General features: G+C 62.4%; 24 protein-coding genes and 1 riboswitch. Of the genes, 8 read left to right on the top strand and 16 right to left on the bottom strand.

Features of this window, described 5'->3' with window-relative positions:
* Positions 1-2: 2 nt before the first annotated feature.
* The 6 genes from RF819_RS11900 to RF819_RS11875 form a co-directional block, all read right to left on the bottom strand.
* Positions 3-1,100, bottom strand: a complete 1,098-nt coding sequence (locus tag RF819_RS11900) for a cobalt-precorrin-5B (C(1))-methyltransferase (protein WP_078365189.1) — start codon at positions 1,098-1,100, stop codon at positions 3-5.
* On the bottom strand, positions 1,097-1,789 hold the full coding sequence (locus RF819_RS11895) for a precorrin-8X methylmutase (protein ID WP_078365188.1): 693 nt from the start codon (positions 1,787-1,789) through the stop codon (positions 1,097-1,099). Before RF819_RS11895 ends, RF819_RS11900 begins: the two co-directional genes overlap by 4 nt.
* Complete coding sequence (locus RF819_RS11890; RefSeq protein WP_078365187.1) at positions 1,786-2,745, bottom strand: sirohydrochlorin chelatase; 960 nt, start codon at positions 2,743-2,745, stop codon at positions 1,786-1,788. The genes RF819_RS11895 and RF819_RS11890 overlap by 4 nt, the downstream gene beginning before the upstream one ends.
* Positions 2,742-3,563, bottom strand: a complete 822-nt coding sequence (gene cobM / locus RF819_RS11885; RefSeq protein WP_078365186.1) for a precorrin-4 C(11)-methyltransferase — start codon at positions 3,561-3,563, stop codon at positions 2,742-2,744. The genes RF819_RS11890 and cobM overlap by 4 nt, the downstream gene beginning before the upstream one ends.
* A gap of 3 nt (positions 3,564-3,566) precedes the next feature.
* A complete protein-coding gene (locus tag RF819_RS11880; protein WP_078365185.1) occupies positions 3,567-4,244 on the bottom strand; it encodes an energy-coupling factor ABC transporter permease in 678 nt (225 codons plus the stop codon).
* 228 nt (positions 4,245-4,472) lie between these two features.
* Positions 4,473-4,708: riboswitch (cobalamin riboswitch) on the bottom strand.
* Between the two features lie 115 nt (positions 4,709-4,823).
* Positions 4,824-6,335 carry a bifunctional aminoglycoside phosphotransferase/ATP-binding protein gene (locus RF819_RS11875; RefSeq protein ID WP_242473246.1) on the bottom strand — a complete coding sequence of 504 codons (1,512 nt, stop codon included), beginning with the start codon at positions 6,333-6,335 and terminating at the stop codon, positions 4,824-4,826.
* Positions 6,336-6,443: 108 nt separating this feature from the next.
* Here RF819_RS11875 and RF819_RS11870 point away from each other — a divergent pair, with 108 nt between their 5' ends.
* Both RF819_RS11870 and RF819_RS11865 read left to right on the top strand, forming a co-directional pair.
* A complete protein-coding gene (locus RF819_RS11870) occupies positions 6,444-6,887 on the top strand; it encodes an FKBP-type peptidyl-prolyl cis-trans isomerase (RefSeq protein ID WP_078365184.1) in 444 nt (147 codons plus the stop codon).
* A gap of 124 nt (positions 6,888-7,011) precedes the next feature.
* The gene (locus RF819_RS11865; protein ID WP_078365183.1) at positions 7,012-7,443 is read left to right on the top strand and encodes an Hsp20/alpha crystallin family protein; all 432 of its coding nucleotides are present in this window, start codon (positions 7,012-7,014) and stop codon (positions 7,441-7,443) included.
* Positions 7,444-7,470: 27 nt separating this feature from the next.
* Here RF819_RS11865 and RF819_RS11860 read toward each other — a convergent pair whose 3' ends face one another.
* Complete coding sequence (locus RF819_RS11860; RefSeq protein WP_244899902.1) at positions 7,471-8,544, bottom strand: serine/threonine protein kinase; 1,074 nt, start codon at positions 8,542-8,544, stop codon at positions 7,471-7,473.
* Positions 8,545-8,710: 166 nt separating this feature from the next.
* On the opposite strand from RF819_RS11860, the gene RF819_RS11855 reads away from it, so the two are divergent.
* The 3 genes from RF819_RS11855 (at position 8,711) to RF819_RS11845 (ending at position 12,145) form a co-directional block, all read left to right on the top strand.
* The gene (locus tag RF819_RS11855; protein ID WP_078365181.1) at positions 8,711-10,306 is read left to right on the top strand and encodes a GMC family oxidoreductase; all 1,596 of its coding nucleotides are present in this window, start codon (positions 8,711-8,713) and stop codon (positions 10,304-10,306) included.
* A 340-nt stretch (positions 10,307-10,646) separates the two neighbouring features.
* Positions 10,647-11,054 carry a flagellar protein FlaG gene (locus RF819_RS11850; RefSeq protein ID WP_078365180.1) on the top strand — a complete coding sequence of 136 codons (408 nt, stop codon included), beginning with the start codon at positions 10,647-10,649 and terminating at the stop codon, positions 11,052-11,054.
* A gap of 113 nt (positions 11,055-11,167) precedes the next feature.
* Positions 11,168-12,145 carry a dipeptidase gene (locus RF819_RS11845; protein WP_078365179.1) on the top strand — a complete coding sequence of 326 codons (978 nt, stop codon included), beginning with the start codon at positions 11,168-11,170 and terminating at the stop codon, positions 12,143-12,145.
* A gap of 81 nt (positions 12,146-12,226) precedes the next feature.
* Here the strand turns inward: RF819_RS11845 and RF819_RS11840 are convergent, their stop codons facing one another.
* The 8 genes from RF819_RS11840 to RF819_RS21330 form a co-directional block, all read right to left on the bottom strand.
* Positions 12,227-13,048 carry an ABC transporter permease gene (locus RF819_RS11840; RefSeq protein WP_143541690.1) on the bottom strand — a complete coding sequence of 274 codons (822 nt, stop codon included), beginning with the start codon at positions 13,046-13,048 and terminating at the stop codon, positions 12,227-12,229.
* A 29-nt stretch (positions 13,049-13,077) separates the two neighbouring features.
* On the bottom strand, positions 13,078-14,001 hold the full coding sequence (locus RF819_RS11835; protein ID WP_143541689.1) for an ATP-binding cassette domain-containing protein: 924 nt from the start codon (positions 13,999-14,001) through the stop codon (positions 13,078-13,080).
* 143 nt (positions 14,002-14,144) lie between these two features.
* A complete protein-coding gene (locus tag RF819_RS11830) occupies positions 14,145-16,277 on the bottom strand; it encodes a heavy metal translocating P-type ATPase (RefSeq protein WP_078365176.1) in 2,133 nt (710 codons plus the stop codon).
* On the bottom strand, positions 16,274-16,672 hold the full coding sequence (locus RF819_RS21515; protein WP_078365175.1) for a hypothetical protein: 399 nt from the start codon (positions 16,670-16,672) through the stop codon (positions 16,274-16,276). Before RF819_RS21515 ends, RF819_RS11830 begins: the two co-directional genes overlap by 4 nt.
* Positions 16,653-16,964 (bottom strand): hypothetical protein, encoded by a 312-nt coding sequence (locus tag RF819_RS11820; RefSeq protein WP_143541688.1) that lies wholly within the window; start codon positions 16,962-16,964, stop codon positions 16,653-16,655. The genes RF819_RS21515 and RF819_RS11820 overlap by 20 nt, the downstream gene beginning before the upstream one ends.
* Positions 16,961-17,209, bottom strand: a complete 249-nt coding sequence (locus RF819_RS11815; protein ID WP_078365173.1) for a hypothetical protein — start codon at positions 17,207-17,209, stop codon at positions 16,961-16,963. The genes RF819_RS11820 and RF819_RS11815 overlap by 4 nt, the downstream gene beginning before the upstream one ends.
* 1 nt (position 17,210) lies before the next feature.
* Positions 17,211-17,927: a ferritin-like domain-containing protein gene (locus RF819_RS11810; protein ID WP_078365172.1), complete on the bottom strand. Its 717-nt coding sequence runs from the start codon at positions 17,925-17,927 to the stop codon at positions 17,211-17,213.
* Positions 17,914-18,300, bottom strand: coding sequence for a cation transporter (locus RF819_RS21330; RefSeq protein ID WP_158081278.1), 387 nt, complete (start codon positions 18,298-18,300; stop codon positions 17,914-17,916). Before RF819_RS21330 ends, RF819_RS11810 begins: the two co-directional genes overlap by 14 nt.
* Positions 18,301-18,570: 270 nt before the next feature.
* Between RF819_RS21330 and purT the strand changes: the two genes are divergently transcribed.
* Positions 18,571-19,797 (top strand): formate-dependent phosphoribosylglycinamide formyltransferase, encoded by a 1,227-nt coding sequence (gene purT, locus RF819_RS11800; RefSeq protein ID WP_078365170.1) that lies wholly within the window; start codon positions 18,571-18,573, stop codon positions 19,795-19,797.
* Positions 19,798-19,858: 61 nt separating this feature from the next.
* On the opposite strand, the gene RF819_RS11795 is transcribed toward purT, so the two are convergent.
* On the bottom strand, positions 19,859-21,352 hold the full coding sequence (locus RF819_RS11795; protein ID WP_078366916.1) for an AMP nucleosidase: 1,494 nt from the start codon (positions 21,350-21,352) through the stop codon (positions 19,859-19,861).
* 162 nt (positions 21,353-21,514) lie between these two features.
* Here RF819_RS11795 and RF819_RS11790 point away from each other — a divergent pair, with 162 nt between their 5' ends.
* Both RF819_RS11790 and gshA read left to right on the top strand, forming a co-directional pair.
* Positions 21,515-22,111 (top strand): acetate uptake transporter, encoded by a 597-nt coding sequence (locus tag RF819_RS11790; protein ID WP_078366915.1) that lies wholly within the window; start codon positions 21,515-21,517, stop codon positions 22,109-22,111.
* A 262-nt stretch (positions 22,112-22,373) separates the two neighbouring features.
* The gene (gene gshA, locus RF819_RS11785) at positions 22,374-23,948 is read left to right on the top strand and encodes a glutamate--cysteine ligase (RefSeq protein WP_078365169.1); all 1,575 of its coding nucleotides are present in this window, start codon (positions 22,374-22,376) and stop codon (positions 23,946-23,948) included.
* Positions 23,949-23,979: the final 31 nt, after the last annotated feature.

Here is a 23,979-nt window from a genome sequence, read left to right as displayed (position 1 = left end):
GTTCATGGGTACTGGGCAATCTTGTGCCCATCAAAGTCACACACCAGCACCTGAATATCAAACTGATCGGGGTAGGTCAGACGCAAGGTCTGCACCACGCGTTGCGCCAGAGTGGTGTGGAACACCGTGCCCAAGCCGAGTTCATCCATGCGTTCACCGGCATAACGTGCGGTTTTGGCGGCGCGGATGTCGGCACACACCTCGGCTGCCACACCCAGTTCAGCCGCCAGATCGGCCAGCAGCCCGGTGTCCACATCGGCACGCCCGGCATGGGTGATGGTTTCTCCCTGGGCGATTTTGGTGAGTTTGCCCACCATACCGCCAATCACCACCTGCTTCACACCGGCTTTCACCGCCGCGCTCATGGCGTAACGCAGAAAGTCGCCCATCTGCACAAAGGCGGCCTCGGGCAGATGGGGCAGCTGTTCCATGACAAACTTCTCGGTGCGACCACCTGTGGTCAGCACCACCACACCTTGGGGCAAGGTACCCGCCACATGCACGCCCTGCACCACGCTGGCGCGGTAAGCGGCAGTGGAATACGGCTTGACGATGCCGGTGGTGCCCAGAATGGAAATGCCACCCAGAATGCCCAGTCGGGCGTTGGTGGTTTTTTTGGCCATCTCCTGGCCTTGTGGCACCGAAATCGTCACGACCAGCCCTGCGTTATCCAGCAACGCCCCGGCGGCCTGGCGCACATTGGCTTCGATGTTGCGGCGTGGCACCGGGTTGATGGCCGGGCCACCCACCTCCAGGCCCAAGCCGGGCATCGTCACCCGGCCCACCCCGACACCACCGGCCAGCAACACCCGGCCGGGTGAGTCGGCTTGCCAGCACACATCGGCCGTCAAATGGGCTTTGTCGGTGCAATCGGGGTCGTCACCCGCATCCTTGATCACCATGGCATGGGCACAAACCCCGTCACAACGACCATCGTGCACGGCAAAAGTCACCAAGTCACCATTGGGCAACTGGCTTTCGACACTGTCAGGCACCTGACCGGTCACCAGGCCGATGACCGCTGCTCGCGCCGCCGCTGCGGAACACGCACCGGTGGTGAAACCGGTGCGTGTGCCACGCGGCACACTTTTGTCCATCACGCGGCGCTGTCCTTGCTGTTGGCCTTGGCCTCCGCCATGCCCAGCAAAGCGTGGATGGCCGCCACCACCAGGGTCGAGCCGCCCTTGCGGCCACGGATCACCACCCAGGGCACATCACTCTGCAAGGCCATCAGGTCCTTGGACTCAGCCGCCGAGACAAACCCCACCGGCATGCCAACCACCAGGGCCGGGCGGACACCCTCTTCGCGGATCAGCCGCACCACCTCGATCAAAGCGGTGGGGGCGTTGCCGATGCCAATGATGGCGCCATCGAGCAGCCCCAGCCTGTGCGCCTTGCGCATGGCCTGCACCGCACGCGTGGTGCCCTGTGCCTGAGCCAGCTCAATCACATCAGGATCACTGATGAACTGGTGGGTGCTGATGCCAAAGTGCGCCAGGCGCGGGGCAGACAGACCCACACAAATCATCTCGACATCGGCCACCACACGAGCCTGGCCCGAAAAAATGGCCGCCAACCCGGCGCTCACCGCCTGGGGGTGGAATTCGGTCAAGCCATTGAAGTCAAAGTCGGCATTGGCGTGGATCATGCGACGCACCACGGGCCACTGTTCAGGTGCGTAGTTGTGGGGACCGGCTTCGCGGTCGATCACCGCAAACGAATCGTGCTCGATGGCGCGGCCAGCGGCGGTGAGTTGTTCGGTGATGACATTGGGCGTGGGCAAACTCATGCCGGGGCTCCGACATGGGGATGGGGATGGGGATGGGGATGGTGGTGACCGTGTTCATGTTCATGAGGATGGTCGTGTTCGTGCGGGTGTGCATGGTCATGGCCGTGGTGTGTGCCATCGTCATGCAGGTGACCGCCTTGGCCATGTTCAACGGCAAACTCGCGGAACTTGCAGCCATCACAGGCCATCATCGCTGCGGGGCGACCCAGGCGGGCATCGTTGACACGCTGCTCCAGCACCTCAAACACCTCGGGCTCAAACCCAAAATAGTTGGTCAGTGCAAAACGCACGGTGGGGTACTGCGTCTTGAGGTTGGCCACCTGGCGCACGATGCGCTCCATCAGCGTGCCGTTGAACAGGTAATACGGCAACACCGCAACTTGTGTCATGCCCAGCAGGTGCTGGCGCTGCACCACTTTTTCCAGACGCGGGTAGGTGATGCCGGTGAAGGCCACATCCACCAGTGGGTGGTCGGTTTCTTCCATGACCCAGCGCGCCATTTTGGCCATCTCGCCATTGGCATGGCGGTCAGATGAGCCGCGCCCAAGCAGCACCACACCGGTGGTGGTGGGGTCGGGCATGTCCAGCGACTTCATCGCGGTTTTGAGGCGGCGCAGCACCACCTTCAACAGCAGGTCGCAAGCGGTCAACTCGGGGGTGTACAAAAACTGCACCCGTGGAAACCGGACACGCGCTGCGTCAATCGCCTGCGGAATATCCATCTTGACGTGGCCTGCCGCATTCAGGATCAGCGGCACCACAATCACCCGGCCCGACTTGGCGGCGGCGGTGGCCAAACCTTGCGCCAGCGTGATGTCGGCCAGTTCAATAAAACAGACCTCGATCGACCAGCTCGGCTGACGTTGGCGCCACTGCTGGGCAAAAGCCAGGATTTCGTCGTTACCGGAGGCCTCGCGTGAGCCGTGGCCCACCAGCAAAATGGTGTCAGAGGTCATGGGGTATCCAGGGTAAGTTGAGAAGCAGGCACGCTGGCCTGCCGGAAACGGTGGGTGAAGCTGGCGTCGTAGAGTTTGGACTTGGCCAGGGTGGTCCAATGCCGGGCGCCCAGTGTCGGGCTGGCGATGATCATCGACTGGCTGACCAGCTTCGCCTCGCGGCACAGGGCCTGGATGGTGTCAACCGTGCCACGCACAATTTTTTCTTCACCGGGCCAGCTGGCTTTGTGGACCACCACTACCGGCGCATCCGGCGACCAGCCCGCTGCACGCAGCGCAGCGGTGACCTGCCCCATCAAGGTGATGCTCAAGAAGATGCACAAGGTGCTGTGGTGCGCCGCCAGTTCCTGCAGCGACTCACCCTCAGGCATGGGCGTGCGCCCTTCCATGCGGGTCAGAATCACGGTCTGGGTGACTTCGGGCAGGGTCAGGCTCTCGACTGCCGCTGCCGCAGAGGCCATGGCCGAGGACACCCCCGGCACCACCTGCACCGGCACACCCGCAGCATCCAGCGGCTGCACCAGCTCGATCAAGGCGCCATACAGCCCGGGGTCACCGGTTTGCAAGCGCACCACGGTCTCGCAGCGCGCCGCCTGGGTGATCAGCCAGGCCGACATCTCCTCCAAGGTCATGTCCTTGCTGTCCACAATGACGCAATCCGCTGGTGCCCAGCGGGTAGCAGCTTCGCTGACCAGGGAGCCAGCGAACAAAATGGCGCCCGCGCGCTCGATCAGCCCGCGGCCCTTGACGGTGATCAGGTCCGGGTCACCAGGACCGGCCCCCACAAACCAGACGCATCCGGGCTTGGGCTGCACCATGGATCAGGCCGCGCTGTACAGGCGTTTGTCGACAGCGACCGAGCCTTGCAGGCGGTGCATCATCTTGGCCAATGCCAACACGCCCAGGTCGATCAGGGGTTCGGCCAACACAATGGTCATGTAGGCTGCGCCAAAGCTGGCCACACTGGCCAGGTTCTCAGCACCCACACCCCGGCCATACAAGGCCCAGAAGCCGACCCACACCACGATGCCACCTTGGTAAGCCACCGACAGCTTGAAGGCCTGGGCATAACCAATGTTCACATAGGCAGTGCTCTCAGGAATGATCTTGCGCGCCAGGGCAGCGGTGGCAAACAGCGGCACCAGCAGGGTGGTGACGTTCATGCCGTACTGCGGCAGGTCAAACGGTGCAAAAAACAGACCTTGCACCAACAGGCCACCGGCCAAGCCAATGGCCGCAGGCGCCACACCAAAGACCAGCAACAAGGTGGTGCCCAAAATCAGGTGCACCTCGGAGACACCCACCGGGTGGTGCGGCAACACTTCAAAAAAGCAGAACACCAAAGCAACGGCCATGGCCGAACGCAGTGCCAAAGCGGTCAGGCCATCACGTTTGATGGTGCTGACGGCCAGTTTGGCGGCATACGCCAAGGCACCGGCGGCGGTGGCGTAGCTGAGGAAAATTTTGGCGCCTTCAACAAGGCCAGGTTCGATGTGCATGGAGTAACTCCTTTAAAACGACGGATTGAACAACAGACAAACGCGAAAAACACAGCAGCTAAACGGGCTGTACCTCCTGACACGGACGCAGGACACCCAGCCTGGTTGCACCTTGGGTGCGGACACTTAGGCGTGCACAGCAGTAGCGGAAAATCATGGCAGGAACATCCGGCAAACAACTCTCACCATCGTCCCCGACAGTGCTTGAGCATCACGGCAACACGCGAACGTGCCACCACCTTGTTGGCCGGTATCCGGGCTGGTGGATGCGACCTCCATCGCCTTCCCAAGCGTCTTTGAAACACTCAGTGGCCGTGATGGAAGCGGAATCTTGACGATTCGTCCACTTACCGTTGCGGGGGCAGCGCAGGTTAGGTGGGCTGTTGTCAGCCTGAACCCTCCTGCTTCCCGTTGAACTGCGTCGTGTGAACCACGCCGCGAGCACCAACGGGATGATTCTAACGACAGATTTCACACACACATGACATCTGTTTGCCTGTTGGTGCTGGTGGAAAAAGCACCTGCCGAGCCCGTGAGATACTCTTTAAACCATAGCTATCAGCCCTTTTATATCAAGGGCTAGAGCACAAAGACTCTCTCATCATCTGTCAAGGACTCCAACTCGTGTTGCTGGTGGGCTAGCACGGCCAGCGTCGCCTCAGAGGCATCGGTGCCAGCGGCGTTGCGCGCCAGAATCCGTGCGCGCAATTGCTCGGGACTGGCCTGCGGCGCCAGGATGGCAAAGCGCACATTTTGCTCAACCGCCAGGGCGCGAAACACATCGCGGTCAGCACGTTTGAGGAAGGTAGCATCCACCATCACCGACCAACCCGCAGCCAGCAAACTCGCCGCCAGCTCGCGCAGATGGGCATAGACCTGGGCGTGAACCTCGGGCGCATAGATGCCCGCGTTGATGCCTGAGTTGGACTGCGCCAAACGCCCCAACTTGAACAGGCGTTTGCGCTCCACATCGGCCCGCAGGCGCAGCGTAGGGGTTTGTCCATTTGTTTGCAGCCACTGGTCGGTGAAATACGTTTTGCCACAGCCAGACAGGCCGTGCGTGATGCTCAATTGCACAGGGTGCAGCGCCGCCAGTCGTTCGGCCAGCGTGATGTCGGCTAGCACCTCAGAGGTGTTGGCATGTAACTGCTTGGCCCGGATGGCGGCCACCTTGGCGCGCACCAGACAGCGGTAGACGGCGTAAAACCGCAGCAACAGCGCGCCCTGGTAGTCGCCGCTGTGGCTGAACACCTCGTCGACCAGCCAGTTCGCCAAGCCGGGCTGGCCATGTTCCAGCAGGTCGATGTAGGTGAAGGCGATGTCGCTGACCACGTCGATCCAACGCAGGTCCTCGTTGAACTCCAGGCAGTCAAACAGGCGCACAGCCCCGTTGATCAACACCAGATTGGCCAGGTGCAAGTCGCCATGGCATTCACGCACCCAGCCGCCCAGTTTGCGCGCTTGCATCAACGGTGCCAGCCGCGTGAATTGCGCCTGGGTCCAGGTTTGCAGTTGTGCCAAACGGGTCAGAACATTCGCGTCGGGTGGCGCCGTGAGCATGTGGGCCAGATCACTGAAGTTGTCGCGCATCGGCGCCATCACCTGATCGGGCTCACCAAAACGGGTGTCCGGTGCGGCAAAAGCAGCGGCCTCATGAAAAGCCACCAGGCGCTGCGCCAGATCGGACAGGTGGGCGGGCCGCAGTTCCCCACGCACACACACCTGATCCAGCCGCCCGGTTTGATCAAAGCGACACATGCGCACCGCGAAATCCAGCACCTCACCCGTGCCGCCCCACTGCGGGCCTTGCGGTGAAGCGTTGAGACTCACCACATCCAGGTAGATGTCGGGTGCCAGGCGACGGTTCAGGCGCAACTCATCTTGGCAGGCCTGCTGGCGCAACGCCAAGGTGCTGAAGTCCAGAAACGCCAGCTTGACCGGTTTCTTGATCTTGTAGGCGAAGTCACCCGCCAGCAACACCCAGGAGATGTGGGTTTCGACCAGCTCCACCCGCGCCACCTCGCCCGGGTAACGTTGCGGCGCCAGCAGCGCCTGGATCAGCGGTGGCAGCTTGGGATGCATGCCAGCCATGATGCCAGTCTCAAGTCCACAACACCAGCCCATACCAGAGGCACGGTCAGGTGAACGCGACGGCGGCGACAATGGCGGCCCTTTGCTCTTACCCCACAACACGCATCCATGAAAACTGTTTTACACATCACCGCAGCCTGCGCCCTGTTGGTCAACTTGTCGGTGGCCTGGGCCGCAGACGCCACCCTGGAAGCTGCCGCCAAAGAAAGCGGCGCCGTTGTCACGACCAGCGGACTGGTGTACCGCTCGCTCCAGGACGGCAGCGGGGCCAGCCCGCTGGCCAGCGACGTGGTCAAGGTCAACTACCGCGGCACGTTCCCGGACGGGCGCGAATTCGACAGCTCCTACAAACGCAACCAGGCCATTGAATTCCCACTGGGCAATGTCATCCCGTGCTGGACCGAAGGTGTCCAACGCATGAAGGTCGGCGGCAAGGCCAAACTCACCTGCCCTGCCGCCATTGCCTACGGCACGCGTGGCGCCGGTGGTGTGATCCCACCCAACGCCACACTGCTGTTTGAGGTGGAGCTGCTGGCCATCAAGGGCAAATAAGCCCCTCAGCTGCGCCCGCACAGGGCTTGAAAAGTCGCCCGCTGCACCGCATCTTCAGTACGGATGAGCCCCGGTGTTCACACGCCGGACGCTCAGTCCGAGTTCAAACCTGAAGGAGGATGCCATGAATGCCTTGACCAACCGCAGCTTTCTTTTGAACGACTTTTTCCGCGACCTTGCTCCGGCTTTTTACGTCCGACCCCTGCACGGCGACCCGCTGCCGTCTGCCGCGCAGATCAAGGTGGATGTGAAGGAAAACAAGGATGGCTACACCGTGCATGCCGAGATCCCGGGTGTGCCCAAGGAAGACATCCACGTCTCGCTGGACGGCAACCTGGTGACACTGGAAGCCGAGGTGAAACAGCAGGACAGCAGCGGTGACAACGACACCGTGCTGCGCAGTGAACGCTATTTTGGCGCAGTGTCACGCAGTTTCCAGCTGCCACAGGACATCGACCAAACGCAGGCCAAAGCCAAGTTTGACAACGGTGTGCTGACACTGACGCTGCCCAAGAAGCTGGCCACCAACGTGGCGCAAAAACTTCACATCGAGTAAACGCAGTCCAGCGCTAAGCGGTGCTGGCTACACCACCAGCGGTTCCTCCTGCATCGCCTCGATCTGCTCCTGCAGCATCAACACCTGGCCCTGCCAGTAATCGCTGGAGCCGAACCAGGGGAAGTTGATGGCAAAAATCGGGTCGTCCCAGCGCCGCGCCAGCCAGGCGCTGTAGTGGATCAGGCGCAGCGTGCGCAAGGGTTCGATCAGCGCCAGCTCACGCCGATCAAAGGCGCGAAACTGTTCGTAACCATCCACCAACGCACCGAGTTGGCGGGTGCGCTGCTGGCGGTCGCCGCTGAGCAACATCCAGAGGTCTTGCACCGCCAGCCCCATGCGGGCGTCGTCCAGGTCGACAAAATGTGGCCCCGGCAAGCTGGCAGCCGGAGCGTCCAGCGGTGTCCAAAGGATGTTGCCGGGGTGGCAGTCGCCATGTAAGCGCAGGCTGCGCAGGGTGTGGTTAGGCTGCGCGTCCTCAGCCGCATCTTCTGAATCATTTTGGCCTGTAGCCCTTATATTCAAAGGGAAGGTAGCTATTAACTTGAGTGCGTCTGCGGACGCCTTTTCCCAGGCCGACTGCACATCCAGCGGCACCTTGTCGTGGCTGAGCAGCCAGTCGCGGGGCTCAAGGCCAAAACTCTGCAGATCGAGCGCCGGGCGCACGGCAAAGGGCCGGGCCGCGCCCACAGTGTGGATACGCGCCAGGAAGCGGCCTACCCACTCCAGCACATCGGGGTCGTCGAGCTCGGGGCTGCGCCCACCCCGGCTTGGGCTCACACTGAAGGCAAACCCGCCAAAGTGGTGCAAGGTGCGCCCCTGAATCACCAGCGGCCCCACCACCGGAATTTCTGCGTCCATCAACTCGGCAGAGAACGCATGCTCTTCCAGAATCTGCGCCTCGCTCCAGCGTCCGGGACGGTAAAACTTGGCCACCACGGTGCTGCCATCGTCCAGATGCAGCTGGTAAACCCGGTTTTCGTAGGAGCTCAGGGCCATCTGTCGGCCATCCCCATACAGGCCAATGCTGACCAGTGCATCCTGCACCAGATCGGGCGTCAGAGCTTGATAGGGGTGTCCGTCAGACGATGTTTGTTCCTGCACGATGCCCGCTCCCGTATTATTCAGCCCACTATCATGCCCGAAAGAATCCGCCCTGCGTGCGCTTTGGCAAACACCTCTAAACCCCCCGTTGCTTTTGCGCTAACCTGCGTCCACGGCCTGCCCAAAATAACAGCGAAGAGACTCTGGTTGCGCCGGGAGACCTCATATGTTTGACTACCTCATCATCGGCGGCGGCTCGGCAGGGTGTGTGCTGGCCGCACGCCTGTCGGAAGACCCCAACACCACCGTGGCCCTGCTGGAGGCCGGTCCACCAGACAGCAGCGTGCTGATCCACTGCCCGGCCGGCCTGGGCGTGCTGGCCAAGTTCAGCCTGGCGGGCTGGGGCCTGAACACCACACCGCAACCTGGGCTGAACGGGCGCCGTGGATACCAGCCGCGCGGCAAGGTGCTGGGTGGCTCCAGCTCGATCAACGCCATGTGTTACATCCGCGGCCAGCGCCAAGACTATGACCGCTGGGCAGCGCTTGGCAACCCGGGCTGGGCCTGGCAGGATGTGTTGCCCTACTTCAAGAAGTCTGAGGGCAACGAACGTGGGGCTGACGAACTGCATGGTGGAGACGGCCCGCTCAATGTGATGGATTTACACAGCCCCAACCCGTTTGGCCTGCGTTTTGTGCAGGCTGCCGCCCAGGCCGGACACCACATCAACCCGGACTTCAATGGGGCCAGCCAGGAAGGTGTGGGTTTGTACCAAGTCACACACCAAGGCGGTGAACGATGCAGTGCTGCCAAGGCCTATCTGACACCGGCCCTGGCGCGCCCCAATGTGCAGGTGTTCACCGGCGCCCAGGTGACACGTATCCTGCTGGAGAAAAAACGCGCTGTGGGTGTGCAGTTCATGCAGGACGGCCAGCTCAAACAGCTCAATTGCCAGCGCGAGGTGCTGCTCTGCGCCGGGGCCATCCAGTCGCCACAGATCCTGATGCTCTCGGGCATCGGGCCGCACCAACACCTGGTTGACACCGGCATCGCGCCCTTGCACGAACTGCCCGGCGTCGGCCAGCACCTGCATGACCACCCGGACATCGTGCAGGTGGTGCATGTACACAACAACACCGAGCTGTTTGGCCTGTCGCTGGGGGGCGGTATCAAGATAGGACAAGGCATGCTGCAATGGCGCCAACACCGCACCGGCCTGTTGACCACCAACTTTGCCGAGGCCGGTGGCTTCATCAAGAGCCAGCCAGAAGAGGCCACGCCCGATCTGCAACTGCATTTTGTGGTGGGCAAACTCATCAACCACGGCCGCACGCTGAGCTGGGGGCATGGTTTCTCCTGCCATGTGTGCCTGCTGCGGCCTAAGAGCGCGGGCAGCATCCGGCTCGCCAGCAAGGACCCGCTGGCCCTGCCACTGGTGGACCCCGACTTTCTGAGCCACCGCGACGACATGGATCGCCTGGTGCGCGGTTTCAAGCTGATGCGCGAGATCCTGCAACAACCCGCCCTGGCCCGCTTTGAAGGCAGGGAGCTGCCAGCCACCGCCAGCGCGCAGACCGATGAGCAGATTGAGCGGGTGATCCGAGACTACGCCGACACCATCTACCACCCGGTCGGCAGTTGCCGCATGGGCAACACCGAGATGGACGTGGTGGACGCGCAGTTGCGTGTGCATGGGCTGCAGGGCCTGCGTGTGGTGGACGCTTCCATCATGCCCAGCATCATCAGCGGCAACACCAACGCGCCAGTGATGATGATTGCTGAGAAGGCGGCCGATATGATCAGGGCTGACCAGCTGCCCTGATTGGCCTCATGCCCGCCGAGCACCTTGCAAAGGGCGGTATGCGGGCTTCGATCTACAACGCGCGGAGTCTGACGGCGGTGCAGCGCGTGATCGAGTTCATGCCGGACGTCAGGCGCCAACATCTGCCCCACATCAAATTTGTCAAATTTGATAGCTATTAACCCTTTTATTGATTGGGCTAACGGCATTATTGAGCACACAAACACAGGCACTCAAGTTTCAGATCCAACAGCCGTTATACATATACGGATCGCTACCATCGGATCACCGATGGCAGGTGAAGCGCCCATCGTTGTCTGGCCTCTGACCAGACACTTGCGACTGAAAACAGGAGTGCAGCATGAACCCGATTGCATCAACCCCCAACAGCCCACCCCCAGTTGCAGGCGCGGCGGTGACACGTGCACCCGTCAGTCCGGTGCCTGGAGTGCATCCGGTCCAGGCTGCAACAGACAACCTGCGCAACAACTCAGGCAACAACCGGGCCAAAACCGAGGCATCTGCCAGCAGACCCAAAGCGTCGGAAGAAGAGATCCAACGGGCCACCGAGGATTTGAAACAACGGGTGCAAACACTGGCGCCGGAGTTACAGTTTTCCGTGGACAAAACCAGCGGTCGCTCCATCGTCAAGTTCATCGACCGCGCCACCCAGGAAGTGGTCCGCCAGTTCCCCAGCGAGGAAGCCTTGGCCCTGACACGTGCCATGGACCAGTTCCAGCGTGGCCTGATCTTGAACCGCAAGGTGTGACACACTCCCCCCCTGACTGCACCGTGTCGCCGGGCGTTTGAGCAGCCCGACTAACCAGGGCTTGCTTGCGGTGGACACAAGCCCAAAACCAACAACAACTTCGCTGGAACACCATGACCCGTTGGGACGCCCACATGTGCCTGCCGCTGCACCCGCAGGCCAGTTTTGCACCGATCAACCAGTTACGCAGCTACGGGCTCAACTATGTGTCGATCAACGTCGGCATGGACATGAACCCGCTGCCTCAGATCATGTCGGTGATCGCCGGTTACCGCGCCACCATCGCGGCCCACCCGGACAAGTATGTGCAGGTCAACAACCTGGCCGACATCGCCCGCGCCCAGGCAAATGGCCAGATCGCCATCGGTTTTGACCTGGAGGGCGCCATGCCGCTGCTGGAGCAGCCCGAGATGGTGGCGCTCTACGCGCGCCTGGGGGTGCGCCAGATCCACTTTGCCTACAACCGCAACAACAGCGTGGCCGATGGCTGTCACGACGAGAAACGCGGCCTCACCGCGCTTGGGCGCCAGATGGTCGAGACCGTGAATGCCGCCGGACTGCTGATAGACTGCTCCCACACCGGGCGCAACTGCAGCCTGGAGATCATGGCGGCATCGAGTCAGCCGGTGGCCTTCAGCCACGCCAACCCGCTGGCCCTGGTGGACCATGGCCGCAACATCACCGACGAACAAATCCGCGCCTGCGCGGCCACCGGTGGGGTGGTGTGTGTGTCAGGTGTGTCACGTTTTCTGGGGGTTGAGCAACCCAGCGTCGTGGATGTGGCGCGGCATGCCGCCTATGTGGCCAACCTGGTCGGCATCGACCATGTGGGCATTGGCCTGGACAATGGGTTTTCCCAGCCCGAACTCAATGACACCCCGCCCGGCGACTTTGACCCCAGCTACTGGTGGCCCCAAAGCGCCGGTTATGGTCAGGCCATCAGCGGCATGCACTACGCGCCGATCGACACCTGGCAGCAGCTGCCCGAAGCCCTGTGTGCGGTGGGCATGAGCGAGGCTGAGGCCAAGCAGGTGTTGGGCGGCAATATGCTGCGGGTGGCGGGCCAGGTCTGGGCGGCGAAACCTCTCTGAATTTCAATATCAAATTGGCCTCTAGCCCTTGCACATCAAGGGCTAGTAGCTATATCAACAAGAGCAAGTGACAGCCCGCGCTTAACCCTGAAAGCGCTTGCGTGTGAGCGCCAGCGCGATCCAGAAGCCGCCCACGGTAAACCCCACCAACACCAGCAGCGGGCGCAACCAGTCGATGGGCCACTGGTCCATGAACAGCGGGCGCACCAGCGCCACCGCGTTGGTCAGCGGCAGCCAGTGCGACACGGCGCGCACCAGCGGCGGCAACTGGTCCAGCGGGAAAAAGATGCCGCTCAGGAACATCATCGGCGTCAAAAACAGCGTGAAGTAGTAGGTGAAAAAGTCATACCCCTTGGCCAGCGCGTTGAAGATCAGCGCCACACAACTGAAGGTGATGCCCACCCCCGCCAGCACCAGCCAGGCGAGCACCAGTTTCGGGCTGTAGCTGATGCCCAAGGCCAGCATCACCCCCAGGATCGCGGTCACGGTGAACAGCGATTTGAAGGCAGCCCACAACATCTCGGCCAGCACAATGTTGTCCAGGTTGACCGGCGCGTTCATGATCCCGTCCCAGGTTTTCTGCACGTGCATCCTTGAAAACGCGGAGTAGAGCGCCTCGAAACTGGCCGCATTCATGGCGCTCATGCAGATTGAGCCGCTCGCGAGGAACAGGATGTAAGGCACCTGCACCCCGTCGACCGTGACCTGGCCAATCAAGGCACCCATGCCGTAACCAAAGGCCAGCAGCCACATCAGCGGCTCGGCAATGTTGCCGACCAGGCTCGGAATCGCCAGCTTGCGCCACACCAGCAGGTTGCGCAGAAACACCGGCCACCAGCGCATGGAGAGTTCCGGCGCACGCCAGATCGATGGGGCTTTTTGGCCCTCAGCCCTGATAGCCATTGGGGTTGTAGCTCTTGTTGTCATAGTATTCAAGCGTCCTCACGGATTTGGCGGCCGGTCAGCTTGAGGAACAAGTCCTCCAGATTGGCTGGGCGGTGCAGGGTGCGCAACTGCGGGTGGGCGGCGAGCGCGGCCAGCAAGGGTTTGGCATCGGCGGTGTAGAAAAACACGGTTTCACCACTGACCTCAACCCGCGCCGCATAGGCTTTGAGCGGCGCATCCACCAGCGCCAGCGCACCGTTGCCAAACACCTCGACTACATCGGGCTCCAGATGCTGGCGGATCAGGTCGCGCGGTGCGCCTTCGGCGATTTTTTTGCCGTGGTCCACCACCAGCAGGCGGTTGCACAGGCGCTCGGCCTCGTCCATGAAATGGGTGGTCAGCAAAATCGACTTGCCCTGCTGCAACAGCAGCTGCAGGCGCTCCCACATCAGGTGGCGCGCCTGCGGGTCCAGCCCAGTGGTCGGCTCGTCCAGCAGCAGCAGGCGCGGGTTGTTGACCAGCGCGCGCGCCAGGCTAAGGCGGCGCTTCATGCCGCCCGACAACTCACCGGGTTTGGCGTTGGCCTTGGCCGTCAGGCTGGCAAATTCGAGCAGGCTGGGGATACGCTCCCGAATCTGTTTGTCTTTCAAACCAAAGTAGCGGCCGTAGACCAGCAGGTTCTCGGCACAGCTGAAATCAGGGTCCAGCGTGTCCATCTGGCTGACCACACCGAGCTGGGCCTTGATGGCCAGCGCGTCGCGCGGCATCTGCAGGTCAAACGCGTTGACACTGCCCGCGTCGGGCACGGTCAGGCCCAGGCACATCCGGATGGTGGTGGTTTTGCCCGCGCCATTGGGGCCGATCACGCCCAGGCATTCACCCGGCGCAATGGCAAAGGACATGTCGTTGACCACGGTGGCCTCGCCGTAACGTTTGACCAGGCCCTGTACTGAAAAGATGGGTTCACTCATGGCCAAATTGTGACCGAGCTGGCAACCGTGGCGACAAGGTCGCCAGATCAACCCTGCCCGGCCGGACAGTCCAAGGCAAAAAGCCAACACAGCGGCCGTTGTTGGCAGCCCGAAGCGCCGGTCAGAGCCCGGCCGAAAGCGCATCAGCGCGGGGACAACTGTGCCCGCCGTCTGGGCAGCGCAGCCTGTCCCCCACGCAGGGCGTTGAGCAGGATGCCAATGGTGCTGCCGTTGTGCGCCACCGACGCCGCCACCGGCGTGAGCTTGCCCGCTGCCGCGGCGGCCAGGATGGCGGAATTGAGGCCCACCGTGAGCTTGAAATTGCGCCCGATCAGGCGCAGGGTGGCGTTGGCCAGTTGCTTGGCGTCGGCTACCCGCGCGATGTCGTCCTCCAGCAAGGCGATGTCCGAGCTCAGGCGGGCGATGTCGGCGCCTTGCGCCATGGCAAAACCCACATGCGCGCCCGCCAGCGCCGGTGCATCGTTGATGCCGTCGCCAACAAAGGCCAGTTTGGCACCGTCGGCCTTCATCTGCGCCACCAGTGCCGCCTTGTCCTCAGGCAACAACTGGGCATGAAACTCATCCAGGCCGATCTGTGCCGCAATCTCGGCGGCGCGATCGGGGTGGTCGCCTGTGAGCATGACGATACGTTTGACACCCAGGCTGCGCAAGCGCGCCACGGTGGCCGCACTGGCCTCGCGCAACTGGTCCTTGAGGGCAATCACCCCAAGCAAGCGGCCACCAAAACCAATATAGAGCAGGGTCTTGCCCTGGGCAAACAAGCGCTCAATGCGTTGGCGCTGGCGGGTGTTGATGCGCACACCCTCGTCGTCCTCAACAAAATGGCGCGAGCCCACCACTACCCGTTGACCCTCAATCACCGTGGCCACGCCGTGGGCAGCAATGAATTCCACTTCTTTGTGGTCAAAGTGGCGGCCCTGGTTCTGGCGCGCCGCCTGGACCACCGCCAGCGCCAGCGGGTGGAAGTAATGCTCCTCCACCGAGGCGGCCAAGTCAATCAGGTCCTCGGCGCTGTACTGCGGGTCAAAAGCGATCGAATCGGTCACCGCCAGATGGCCGGTGGTGAGGGTGCCGGTCTTGTCAAACACAAAGGTGTCCACCTCGGCCAGCCGCTCCAGCACGTCAGCACCCTTGATCAAAATGCCGCTTTGGCCTGCACGGAACATCGCCGACTTGAAGGCCACCGGGGTCGCCAGCTTGAGGGCACAGGCATAGTCGGCCTGCAGCACGGCGGCGGCACGGCGCCAGTCACCGGTCAGCCACCAGGTCACACCGGCCAGGCCCAGCACGCCCGGCACCAGCTTGTCGGCCAGCCGGGCCGCACCGAGTTGCGTTTGGCTTTTGGCTTGCAAGGACTGCTCGACATAGTCGGCAATGCGTGCGGCCGCCGTCTTGCGCCCGACATGTTCGGCATAAATGCGCAACCGCCCTTCCTCAACCACGGTGCCTGACAACACCACATCACCCCGGCGGCGTGACACAGGTACCGCCTCACCGGTCATCGAAGCCTCATTGACCATGGCCTCACCGCCCAGCACGGTGCCATCCACGGGAATAGCCGCACCAGCCCCCACAATCACCGTGGCACCCACCGTCACCTCGGAGGCCTCGATCTGACGCTCCACCCCGTCCTGCTCGACCCAGACCCAGCCGGTGTCCGGACGCAGCAAGTTCTTGAGCAGGTCGTTGGAGCGCCGGGCAATCGAGTTCTCCAGGTACTCGCCCAAGGCCAGCATGAAGACCGTGGTGTTGGCGGCCACGTAGTCCTGGCTGGCAGTGGAGATCGCCACCGCCAAGGCCTCCAGCACATGCGAGTTGATGCCCTCCTTGAACACATCACCCAGCGCCTCGCCATACAGCGGCAAGGCGGCGGTCAGTGTGGTCGCACGTTGCAACGGTGGTGACAGCTGCTTGGTGCTCAGCAACAAGGCGGCACTGGCGGCCACCGGCATCCACGCCTTGCCATGCACCGGGTGCGCCGGGGTCTGCGGCAGATGGGGCGGCAGGTGCAGGTCGCGCAAGGCGGCTGTGAGCCGCTCTACATCGGTCTCGTCGGGGGCAAACGTGATCGTCAAAGAACGCGCTCGCCACGCCAGCCGCACCGTGCGCACACCTGGCAGGTTTTCCACAGCACGGGTGATGCCCGGTGGTTCCAACAACGTTCCCTGCGCCAGGTCAAAACGAAAACGCACCCGATCCGCCAGCCGATGGACCGGCCTCAGGGCCACAAAGGGGGAGGCGGCTGACGGGTTCATCCCTTGCTGCGCTGCTCCGCGGCCACCTCGGCCTTGATGTCCGCCATTTGCTCTTTGACTTCCTCGAAACCACCCGCCACACCGGTATAAAGTTTCATGGCGGTTTTCATCAGTTTGGCACGCATGGCCTCGTCACCGAGCACATACACCGCCGCCGCACCGAGCAGCGCCCCGATCAAGAACTGCTCGGTTTGCCGGTTGCCGACCAGCCCTTGCAAGTTGTGCAACAAGCCGTTGCCCACACCAGGCCCGGCTTGCGCAGAGCCATAAGCACCGCCCGCGTTGGCCCCCATCGCACCGCCGCCCATGCCCATACCGGCCGGGTCCATGCCTTGCATGGCCCCATAGCCGGGCTCGCCCCAGCCAGCCTGCTGTTTACGCTTTTTCTTGCCCATCTTGCTTCTCCTTGGTTTCTTTCATCCACTGTTCCAACACCATCACGCTGGCGGTCCCCAAGGCGATGGCGGTCAAAGCCCGGCCAAGGTCCTGGCGCTGCCAGGCCTGTGCGGCAACGGTTCCCGCTGCCAAGGCGGCGCCACCTTGCAATGCTCGGCGCACGACCAGTTTGTCCAGCACCGGTCGACCTGGCCGCTTCTGAATGCTCGCCAGCACGCCGGTGGTCACCAGGCCTTTCACAAACGCCTCGGCGGTCGGCTGGGCGGCACGGGGCAAGGACAGCGCCCTCATCCACGCACCTCGTCTGTGGTTTTGGGTGCACGGCGTTTTCTGGGCACGGCGGTGCGCGCGGGTTGGCGCTCAAGCTCGGACACTGGCGCTAAGGGGGACGCGAGACCTGGCTGGTTCGGCAGCGTGCTTTGGTGCAAGCTGTCCTGCGCCTGGTCCGGCGTGTGCTTGGCGGTCTTGCTGCGCCAGAGTTTGGTCACAGCAGCGCCGGTCACTATGCCGGCAACAAAGGGAAGCAAGGGCAACATATCAGTCCTCCTGAGTCGGTGAATGGGATGGGGCGGCCGGGGCGGCTCGGCTCTGGCGCAGCAGATGCACCGCCGCGCCACCCGCCACCAAACCTGCCAGCATGGCCGGGTGCGTGGTGCGGACCAGGGTGCCGATCAGGCCAAAAGCGCCGTGTTGGCTGGCCAGCAAAGCCAGACCACGCTCCAGCGCGTCCGACAGCGGGCCATGGCGCACATAAGCCTGGCTCGGGGCCACGCCTTGTTGGGCATGCCAGTTCTCCAGCGCCACGGCTTTTTCAAGGGCCCGCTGAAAAGCAGGCAGGTGTTTGTCGCGCGAAGCGGCCTGCACACGCAGAAACACCTGGCGCACATCTGGCTCGGCCACCCAGGTCAACAGGTAGTCATACAAGCGGATATTGGCCAGTTCACCGCTGACACCACGCTCCAAATTGACTCGCCAGGACGCAGAGATGGTGGTCTCTGCCGGAAAAGGGTCCAGCGGGCGAGGCACACCGTAACGCTGGCACAGTCGCACCAGCGTCGCAATGTGCTGGGCCTCAGACTTCAGAATGTTGGCAAACGGGGCTTGTTGGCCAAAGGCCTGAACCACACCCGCGTAATACGCACGTGCGGCGTACTCGTCATACAGCGCCATGCGCAAGGCCTGGTGCAGCAGCGGCCAGGGCGCTGCTGGCTGGAGTCGCTGGCTGCGCAGAATGCTTTCGTCAGTGTTGGCCACAACGCAACTCCTCATAACTTTCTTGCAGGATCGCCAACAGCGTCTGGGCTGAGACCGATGGCCGTTGCGCCAGCAAGTCGGGCCAGGCCGCATCCGGAATGGTGGCGTTGTCATAGGTGATGACACAGGAACGTGCCAGCAGGTTGAACGAAAAATCCTGCACCCCGCGCACCGACGCCAGCGCCTGTTGCAAAGCCTGGGCACCCAGGCCGCGCAGCAGCGGCACGTCCAGCGCCGCCGCATCCAACTTGAGGCGCACCCGCCCGGGGATCTGGTGCGCCAGGCGCAGGTAAGGCGCAAACAGAGACACGACCGACCAGGGATCAGTCCCGGGCGTTGCGCTGCGAAGAGAAGTGGGTTGTTGGGCCGTCATGGATCATCGAAATCATCCTTGGCTGGCTTGCCGCAAAGAAGCTGCGGCTGGCTGGCTGGTGGCTTGAATGTGTCATTCAAGGTTCTGGCAGCAACTCTAGCTGCCGACCGAGGGGGAGCCTTTGATCCACGTCAACCGACCGGCACACCAGTCTGCCAAGGCACAAAGTTAAACTCAGACCTCCCTTGTTGTGAGCCTGAGCCGGTGCAGCACCCGCTCGGCAACACACGCCCATCCCAACTTTTTCAGGACGCCTGTCGGCGCAGCACCATGACCACCCTCGGCACCCCGCTATCCCCCCACGCCACCAAAGTTATGCTGCTGGGCAGTGGTGAACTGGGCAAAGAGGTGCTGATTGCGCTGCAGCGCCTGGGGGTGGAGACCATCGCGGTGGACCGCTACGACAACGCACCTGGCCAGCAAGTGGCACACCACAGCCGCACCATCACCATGAGTGACCCGGCCATGCTGCGTGCGCTGATCGAGGAAGAAAAGCCCGACCTGGTGGTACCCGAGATCGAGGCGATTGCCACACCGATGCTCGAAGTGCTGGAAGCCACCGGCACGGTGCGTGTCATCCCCACCGCCCGAGCCACCCGCCTGACGATGGACCGTGAAGGCATCCGCCGCCTGGCCGCCGAAACCCTGGGCCTGCCAACTAGCCCCTACCAATTCTGCGACTCGCTGGCCGAGTTGCAGGCCGCCATCGACGCGGGCATTGGTTACCCCTGCATCGTCAAGCCGGTGATGAGCAGCTCCGGCAAGGGCCAGAGCAAGATCAGCGGCCCGGCCGATGTGGCCAAAGCCTGGGACCACGCCATGGCCGGTGGGCGCGTCAGCCATGGCCGCGTCATCGTCGAAGGTTTCATCGACTTTGACTACGAGATAACTTTGCTGACGGTGCGCGCCAAGGGTGCCGACGGCCAGATCGGCACCCATTTTTGCGAACCGGTGGGCCACATCCAGGTCAACGGCGACTATGTCGAGAGCTGGCAACCGCACCCGATGAGCACTCTGGCATTGGCCAAAGCACAGCAGATCGCCAAAGCCGTCACCGACGATTTGGGCGTGGGGCTGGACGGCCAGTCTTCCGGCCTGGGCCTGTTCGGGGTCGAGCTGTTTGTCAAAGGTGACCAGGTCTGGTTCAGCGAAGTGTCACCACGCCCACACGACACCGGCCTGGTGACATTGACCACCCAGGTGCAAAGTGAATTCGAGTTGCATGCCCGCGCGATCCTGGGCCTGCCAGTCAACACCACCCTGCGCAGTCCCGGCGCCAGCGCGGTGATCTACGGTGGCGTCGACGCCCAGGGCGTGGTGTTTGACGGTGTGGACGAAGCCCTGCGGGTGCCCAACACCGACCTGCGCCTGTTTGGCAAACCCGAGAGCTTCACCAAACGCCGCATGGGTGTGGCGCTGGCTTTTGATGCCGATGTCGAAGTGGCACGCACCCACGCCAAGCTGGCGGCGTCCAAGGTCAAGCCACGGGTGGCGTGAACAATATCGCTATATTTTCAGTATCACTCAGCCCTTTATAAATAAGGGCTGAGAGCACTTTTTACTGGAAAGCCACCTCGGCAAAACTGCGCAGCTTGCGGCTGTGAAGCTGGTCCACACCCTGTTCGCGCAACAGCTCTAGCGCGCGCATGCCAATGCGTAAATGTTGGTCGACACGCTCGCGGTAGAAGTGGTTGGCCATGCCGGGCAGTTTGATTTCGCCATGCAGCGGTTTGTCGCTCACACACAAGAGCGTGCCGTAAGGCACCCTAAAGCGGAAACCATTGGCGGCAATGGTGGCGCTCTCCATGTCCAGCGCCACCGCGCGGCTCTGGCTGAAGCGGCGCTGCGGGCCGTTGTCAGGCAGCAGTTCCCAGTTGCGGTTGTCGGTCGAGGCCACGGTGCCGGTGCGCATGATGCTTTTGAGCGCCGCGCCTTTCAGCCGGGTCACTTCGGACACCGCAGATTCCAGCGCCACCTGGATTTCGGCCAGCGCCGGAATTGGCACCCACAGCGGCAGTTCTTCGTCAAGCACATGGTCCTCACGCACATACCCATGCGCCAGCACGTAGTCACCGAGTTGCTGAGTGGTGCGCAGGCCAGCGCAGTGGCCGAGCATGATCCAGGCATGCGGGCGCAACACCGCGATGTGGTCGGTGATGGTTTTGGCATTGGCCGGGCCCACTCCGATATTGACCATGCTGATGCCGCTGCCGTCGGCGCGCACCAGGTGGTAAGCGGGCATTTGCGGCAAGCGTGGCGGCGGTGTGCCTGTGCTCTGTGGCGCGACGCCATCCGCCGCAATTCGGCGGGTCACGACATTGCCGGGTTCGACAAACGCTACATATTCGCTAGCTGCATCCCCCATAGCAGCGTGGCCTAGGGCAATGAATTCATCAATATAGAACTGGTAGTTGGTGAACAACACAAAGTTCTGGAAATGCTCGGGCGCGGTACCGGTGTAGTGACGCAGGCGCTGCAGCGAGTAGTCGACCCGTGGCGCGGTGAACAGGGACAGCGGTTGCGGCTCACCACGGTTGGGCTCATAAGTGCCGTTGGCGATGCCATCGTCCATGGCCGCCAGATCGGGCAGGTCAAACACATCACGCATGCGGGCACGGCGCTCGGCACTCAACGTGCCTTCCACATGTTCGTTGTCGGCAAACGAGAAGTGCACCGGAATCGGCTGGGTGCTGGTGCCCACCTCGAGTTCCACCTGGTGGTTGTCGAGCAACAGGGTGAACTGTTCCAGGTAGTACTTGGCGTACAGATCAGGGCGGCTCAGCGTGGTCTCAAAACGACCGGCCCCAGACACAAAACCGTAGCTCAGCCGCTTCGCCGCACCCGAGCCCTGGCGTGCCATGGTCTCGGTCTGAACACGCACAAAGGGGTAACAGGCACGTACATGGCCGGGCATCTCCTCACCCGCCACATAACGCTGCATGGCCTGGCGCAAATGTCCGATGCTGTTGTCGTAAATCAGCTGCGCCTGGGCCAGCGCGGCGGCTGGGTCGGTAAATCGCAAAGGGGCAATAAATTCTGGCAGGTAAGGCATAAGGACAGGGGCTGCTGTGTCGTCGAACTTTTGCACAAATCCATCAATGCTGCGATAGATCATGCTGGACGACGATCTGGGTCAATAGAATCCGCCTCCCATTTCGCGGGCCATCGGCTCCTGGGGTGGTCAACTATCTTATCAATGTACAGAAACAAGAGCATGTCAGAGCAAATTTTGGTCAGCAACAACAACACACAACAAAAAATGGGTAATCCAGCCGTCGCTGGCCTGGGGGGGTTTGGTCTGGCCACCCTGGTGCTCCAGTTCCACAACCTGGGTTGGATGGGGCTGGGGCCGGTCATCTGGATCGGGCTGATTTTTGGCGGTCTGGCGCAGATGGTGGCGGGCCTGCAGGAGATGAAAACCGGCAACAACTTTGGTTACTGCGCCTTCACCGGTTACGGCGCCTTCTGGATCTCGCTGGTGCTGATGCTGCTGGGCAACCAGTTCGACATCTACCCGGCCAGCACCACCGACATCGGCTGGTTCATGGTCGGCTGGACTCTGTTCACTGCCATCCTGTGGGTGGGTGCCATGCGCATCAGCAGCGCCCTGGCCATCGTTTTCACCCTGTTGCTGATCGGCTTTGTGCTGCTGGATCTGGCGCACTTTGGCTACCCCGAAATGACCGTGGTGGCCGCTTATGAACTCATGCTGACCGCACTGAGCGCCTGGTACGTCATGGCGCACATTGTGTTTGCCGACGTGTTTGGCCGCGATGTGCTGCCGGTTGGCAAGCCCTGGTTGGGCGCCTAAGCACAGGCCTTGTCAAACCCTGCGGGGCCAGGCCAGCGCTGACAGTGCTGGCCGCCGAGCATGAACAGGCAGAGCTGTTCTACCCACCCCCCGCGGCAAAGGGATTCAGAGAGGGTTGCAAGGTCGGCATCTGGCCCCATGTCTGTCACACAGAGTCACCACGCCAGACAGCGCGCTCCCTACCCGCGCGTTGGGCGCAGGCTCCGAACCGGTGCAAAAACTGCCATACTGCCTGCCGTTTTGCCGATCACACAAGAATCCCATGCTGAAATTCACCTGTTGCAACCAAGTCCGCCAGTTTTCCGAACCCGCCCAAGCCCATCTGTTGCGCGGCATCCAGCGTGGTTACGAGCGTGAGTGCCTGCGGGTGGATCGCGTCGGGCAACTGGCGCGCACGCCCCACCCGGCGGCGCTGGGCGCCAAGCTGACCCATCCCTGGATCACCACCGACTACGCCGAGGCGCTGCTCGAATTCATCACCCCACCCTCCACCGACCCGGCCTACCCGCTGGCTTTTCTCAAGGACATCCACCGCTTCAGCGCCCAGCAGCTCGGTGGTGAATTTTTGTGGGCCGGTTCCATGCCCTGCAAGATCGGTGAGGACGCCGATATCGCGATTGCCAACTACGGCCCCTCCAACGCGGCACGTTTTAAAGAGGTGTACCGCGAAGGCCTGGGCCTGCGTTATGGCCGCGCCATGCAGACCATTGCCGGCGCCCACTACAACTGGTCATTGCCCGAGGCCTTCTGGCCGGTATTACAGGACTGCTGCCAGTCCAAGGAACCGCTGCAGGACTTCATCAGCCGCCGCTACTTCGGTCTGATCCGCAACTTCCTGCGCTTTGGCTGGCTGATTCCCTACCTGTTTGGCGCCTCACCGGCACTGTGCAAGTCGTTTTTACAAGGCCACCCGAGTGACCTGACCGAGCTGAGCCCAGGCACCCTGTACGGCCCTTACGCCACCAGCCTGCGCATGAGTGACCTGGGTTACCAGAACCACGCCCAGGACAAACTCGCGATCGGCTTCAACTCCCTGACGGAGTACACCCAAGGGCTGGAGGCGGCCATCCGCACCCACGACCCCTACTACGCCGAGATGGGCGTGCGCGACGGCGAGCGTTGGAAGCAACTCAGCGACTGCGTGTTGCAGTTGGAAGCCGAGTTTTACGCACCGATGCGCCCCAAACGCATCGGCGCCAAAGGTGAGCGCCCGGCGCTGGCACTGCAGACCTACGGTGTGCAGTATGTGGAGATGCGGCTGTTTGACCTGAACCCGTTTGTGGACATCGGTGTCACCCCCGAGCAAAGCCTGTTTGCCGACGCGCTCCTGTTGATGTGCCTGTTCCGCGACAGCCCGCCGATCACCAGCCGCGAACAAGGTGAAAACGACGAAAACAAACACCGTGTGGTCACGCGTGGCCGCCAGCCGGGTCTGCATCTGCTGGTGCACAACCGCGAGCAGCCCTTGCAAACGCTGGCGCATGAACTGTTCGACGAGATGCTGCCCTTTGCAGCGATGCTGGACACCACCTACGGCGGCCAGCAGTACACCGTGGCCCTGCAACGCCTGCGTCAGCGTATTGACCAGCCGGAACTGACCCCCTCAGCCCAGGTGGTCGAGGCCACCCGGCAACACGGCAGTTATTTCAATTTTGCCGTCGAGATGTCCCGCACCCACACCCAAAACCTGCAGTCCACCCCGCTGCCCAAGGAGGTTGAGGCGCGCTTTCGTGCCAGTGTGCAGACCTCGCTGGTCGAGCAGGCAGCCATGGATGCCCTCACCGAAATGCCGTTCGAGGACTTTGTGGCAGCGTATTTCGCCCCAACAGGCTCCTAAAATCACCCCTTTACCTTCAAGGTTAAGGAGC

It is taken from the genome of Rhodoferax fermentans (assembly GCF_002017865.1).
GTDB classification, from domain to species: domain Bacteria; phylum Pseudomonadota; class Gammaproteobacteria; order Burkholderiales; family Burkholderiaceae_C; genus Rhodoferax; species Rhodoferax fermentans.
This window is presented reverse-complemented; position numbering and strand designations above follow the sequence as displayed.

Excerpts from the sequence above, each read along its gene's own strand:
- RF819_RS11895 (WP_078365188.1), bottom strand. The coding sequence starts at position 1,789 with ATGAGTTTGCCCACGCCCAATGTCATCACCGAACAACTCACCGCCGCT.
- RF819_RS11890 (WP_078365187.1), bottom strand. The coding sequence starts at position 2,745 with ATGACCTCTGACACCATTTTGCTGGTGGGCCACGGCTCACGCGAGGCC.
- cobM (WP_078365186.1), bottom strand. The coding sequence starts at position 3,563 with ATGGTGCAGCCCAAGCCCGGATGCGTCTGGTTTGTGGGGGCCGGTCCT.
- RF819_RS11880 (WP_078365185.1), bottom strand. The coding sequence starts at position 4,244 with ATGCACATCGAACCTGGCCTTGTTGAAGGCGCCAAAATTTTCCTCAGC.
- RF819_RS11875 (WP_242473246.1), bottom strand. The coding sequence starts at position 6,335 with ATGGCTGGCATGCATCCCAAGCTGCCACCGCTGATCCAGGCGCTGCTG.
- RF819_RS11870 (WP_078365184.1), top strand. The coding sequence starts at position 6,444 with ATGAAAACTGTTTTACACATCACCGCAGCCTGCGCCCTGTTGGTCAAC.
- RF819_RS11865 (WP_078365183.1), top strand. The coding sequence starts at position 7,012 with ATGAATGCCTTGACCAACCGCAGCTTTCTTTTGAACGACTTTTTCCGC.
- RF819_RS11855 (WP_078365181.1), top strand. The coding sequence starts at position 8,711 with ATGTTTGACTACCTCATCATCGGCGGCGGCTCGGCAGGGTGTGTGCTG.
- RF819_RS11850 (WP_078365180.1), top strand. The coding sequence starts at position 10,647 with ATGAACCCGATTGCATCAACCCCCAACAGCCCACCCCCAGTTGCAGGC.
- RF819_RS11845 (WP_078365179.1), top strand. The coding sequence starts at position 11,168 with ATGACCCGTTGGGACGCCCACATGTGCCTGCCGCTGCACCCGCAGGCC.
- RF819_RS11840 (WP_143541690.1), bottom strand. The coding sequence starts at position 13,048 with ATGGCTATCAGGGCTGAGGGCCAAAAAGCCCCATCGATCTGGCGTGCG.
- RF819_RS11835 (WP_143541689.1), bottom strand. The coding sequence starts at position 14,001 with ATGAGTGAACCCATCTTTTCAGTACAGGGCCTGGTCAAACGTTACGGC.
- RF819_RS11830 (WP_078365176.1), bottom strand. The coding sequence starts at position 16,277 with ATGAACCCGTCAGCCGCCTCCCCCTTTGTGGCCCTGAGGCCGGTCCAT.
- RF819_RS21515 (WP_078365175.1), bottom strand. The coding sequence starts at position 16,672 with ATGGGCAAGAAAAAGCGTAAACAGCAGGCTGGCTGGGGCGAGCCCGGC.
- RF819_RS11820 (WP_143541688.1), bottom strand. The coding sequence starts at position 16,964 with ATGAGGGCGCTGTCCTTGCCCCGTGCCGCCCAGCCGACCGCCGAGGCG.
- RF819_RS11815 (WP_078365173.1), bottom strand. The coding sequence starts at position 17,209 with ATGTTGCCCTTGCTTCCCTTTGTTGCCGGCATAGTGACCGGCGCTGCT.
- RF819_RS21330 (WP_158081278.1), bottom strand. The coding sequence starts at position 18,300 with ATGACGGCCCAACAACCCACTTCTCTTCGCAGCGCAACGCCCGGGACT.
- purT (WP_078365170.1), top strand. The coding sequence starts at position 18,571 with ATGACCACCCTCGGCACCCCGCTATCCCCCCACGCCACCAAAGTTATG.
- RF819_RS11795 (WP_078366916.1), bottom strand. The coding sequence starts at position 21,352 with ATGCCTTACCTGCCAGAATTTATTGCCCCTTTGCGATTTACCGACCCA.
- RF819_RS11790 (WP_078366915.1), top strand. The coding sequence starts at position 21,515 with ATGTCAGAGCAAATTTTGGTCAGCAACAACAACACACAACAAAAAATG.
- gshA (WP_078365169.1), top strand. The coding sequence starts at position 22,374 with ATGCTGAAATTCACCTGTTGCAACCAAGTCCGCCAGTTTTCCGAACCC.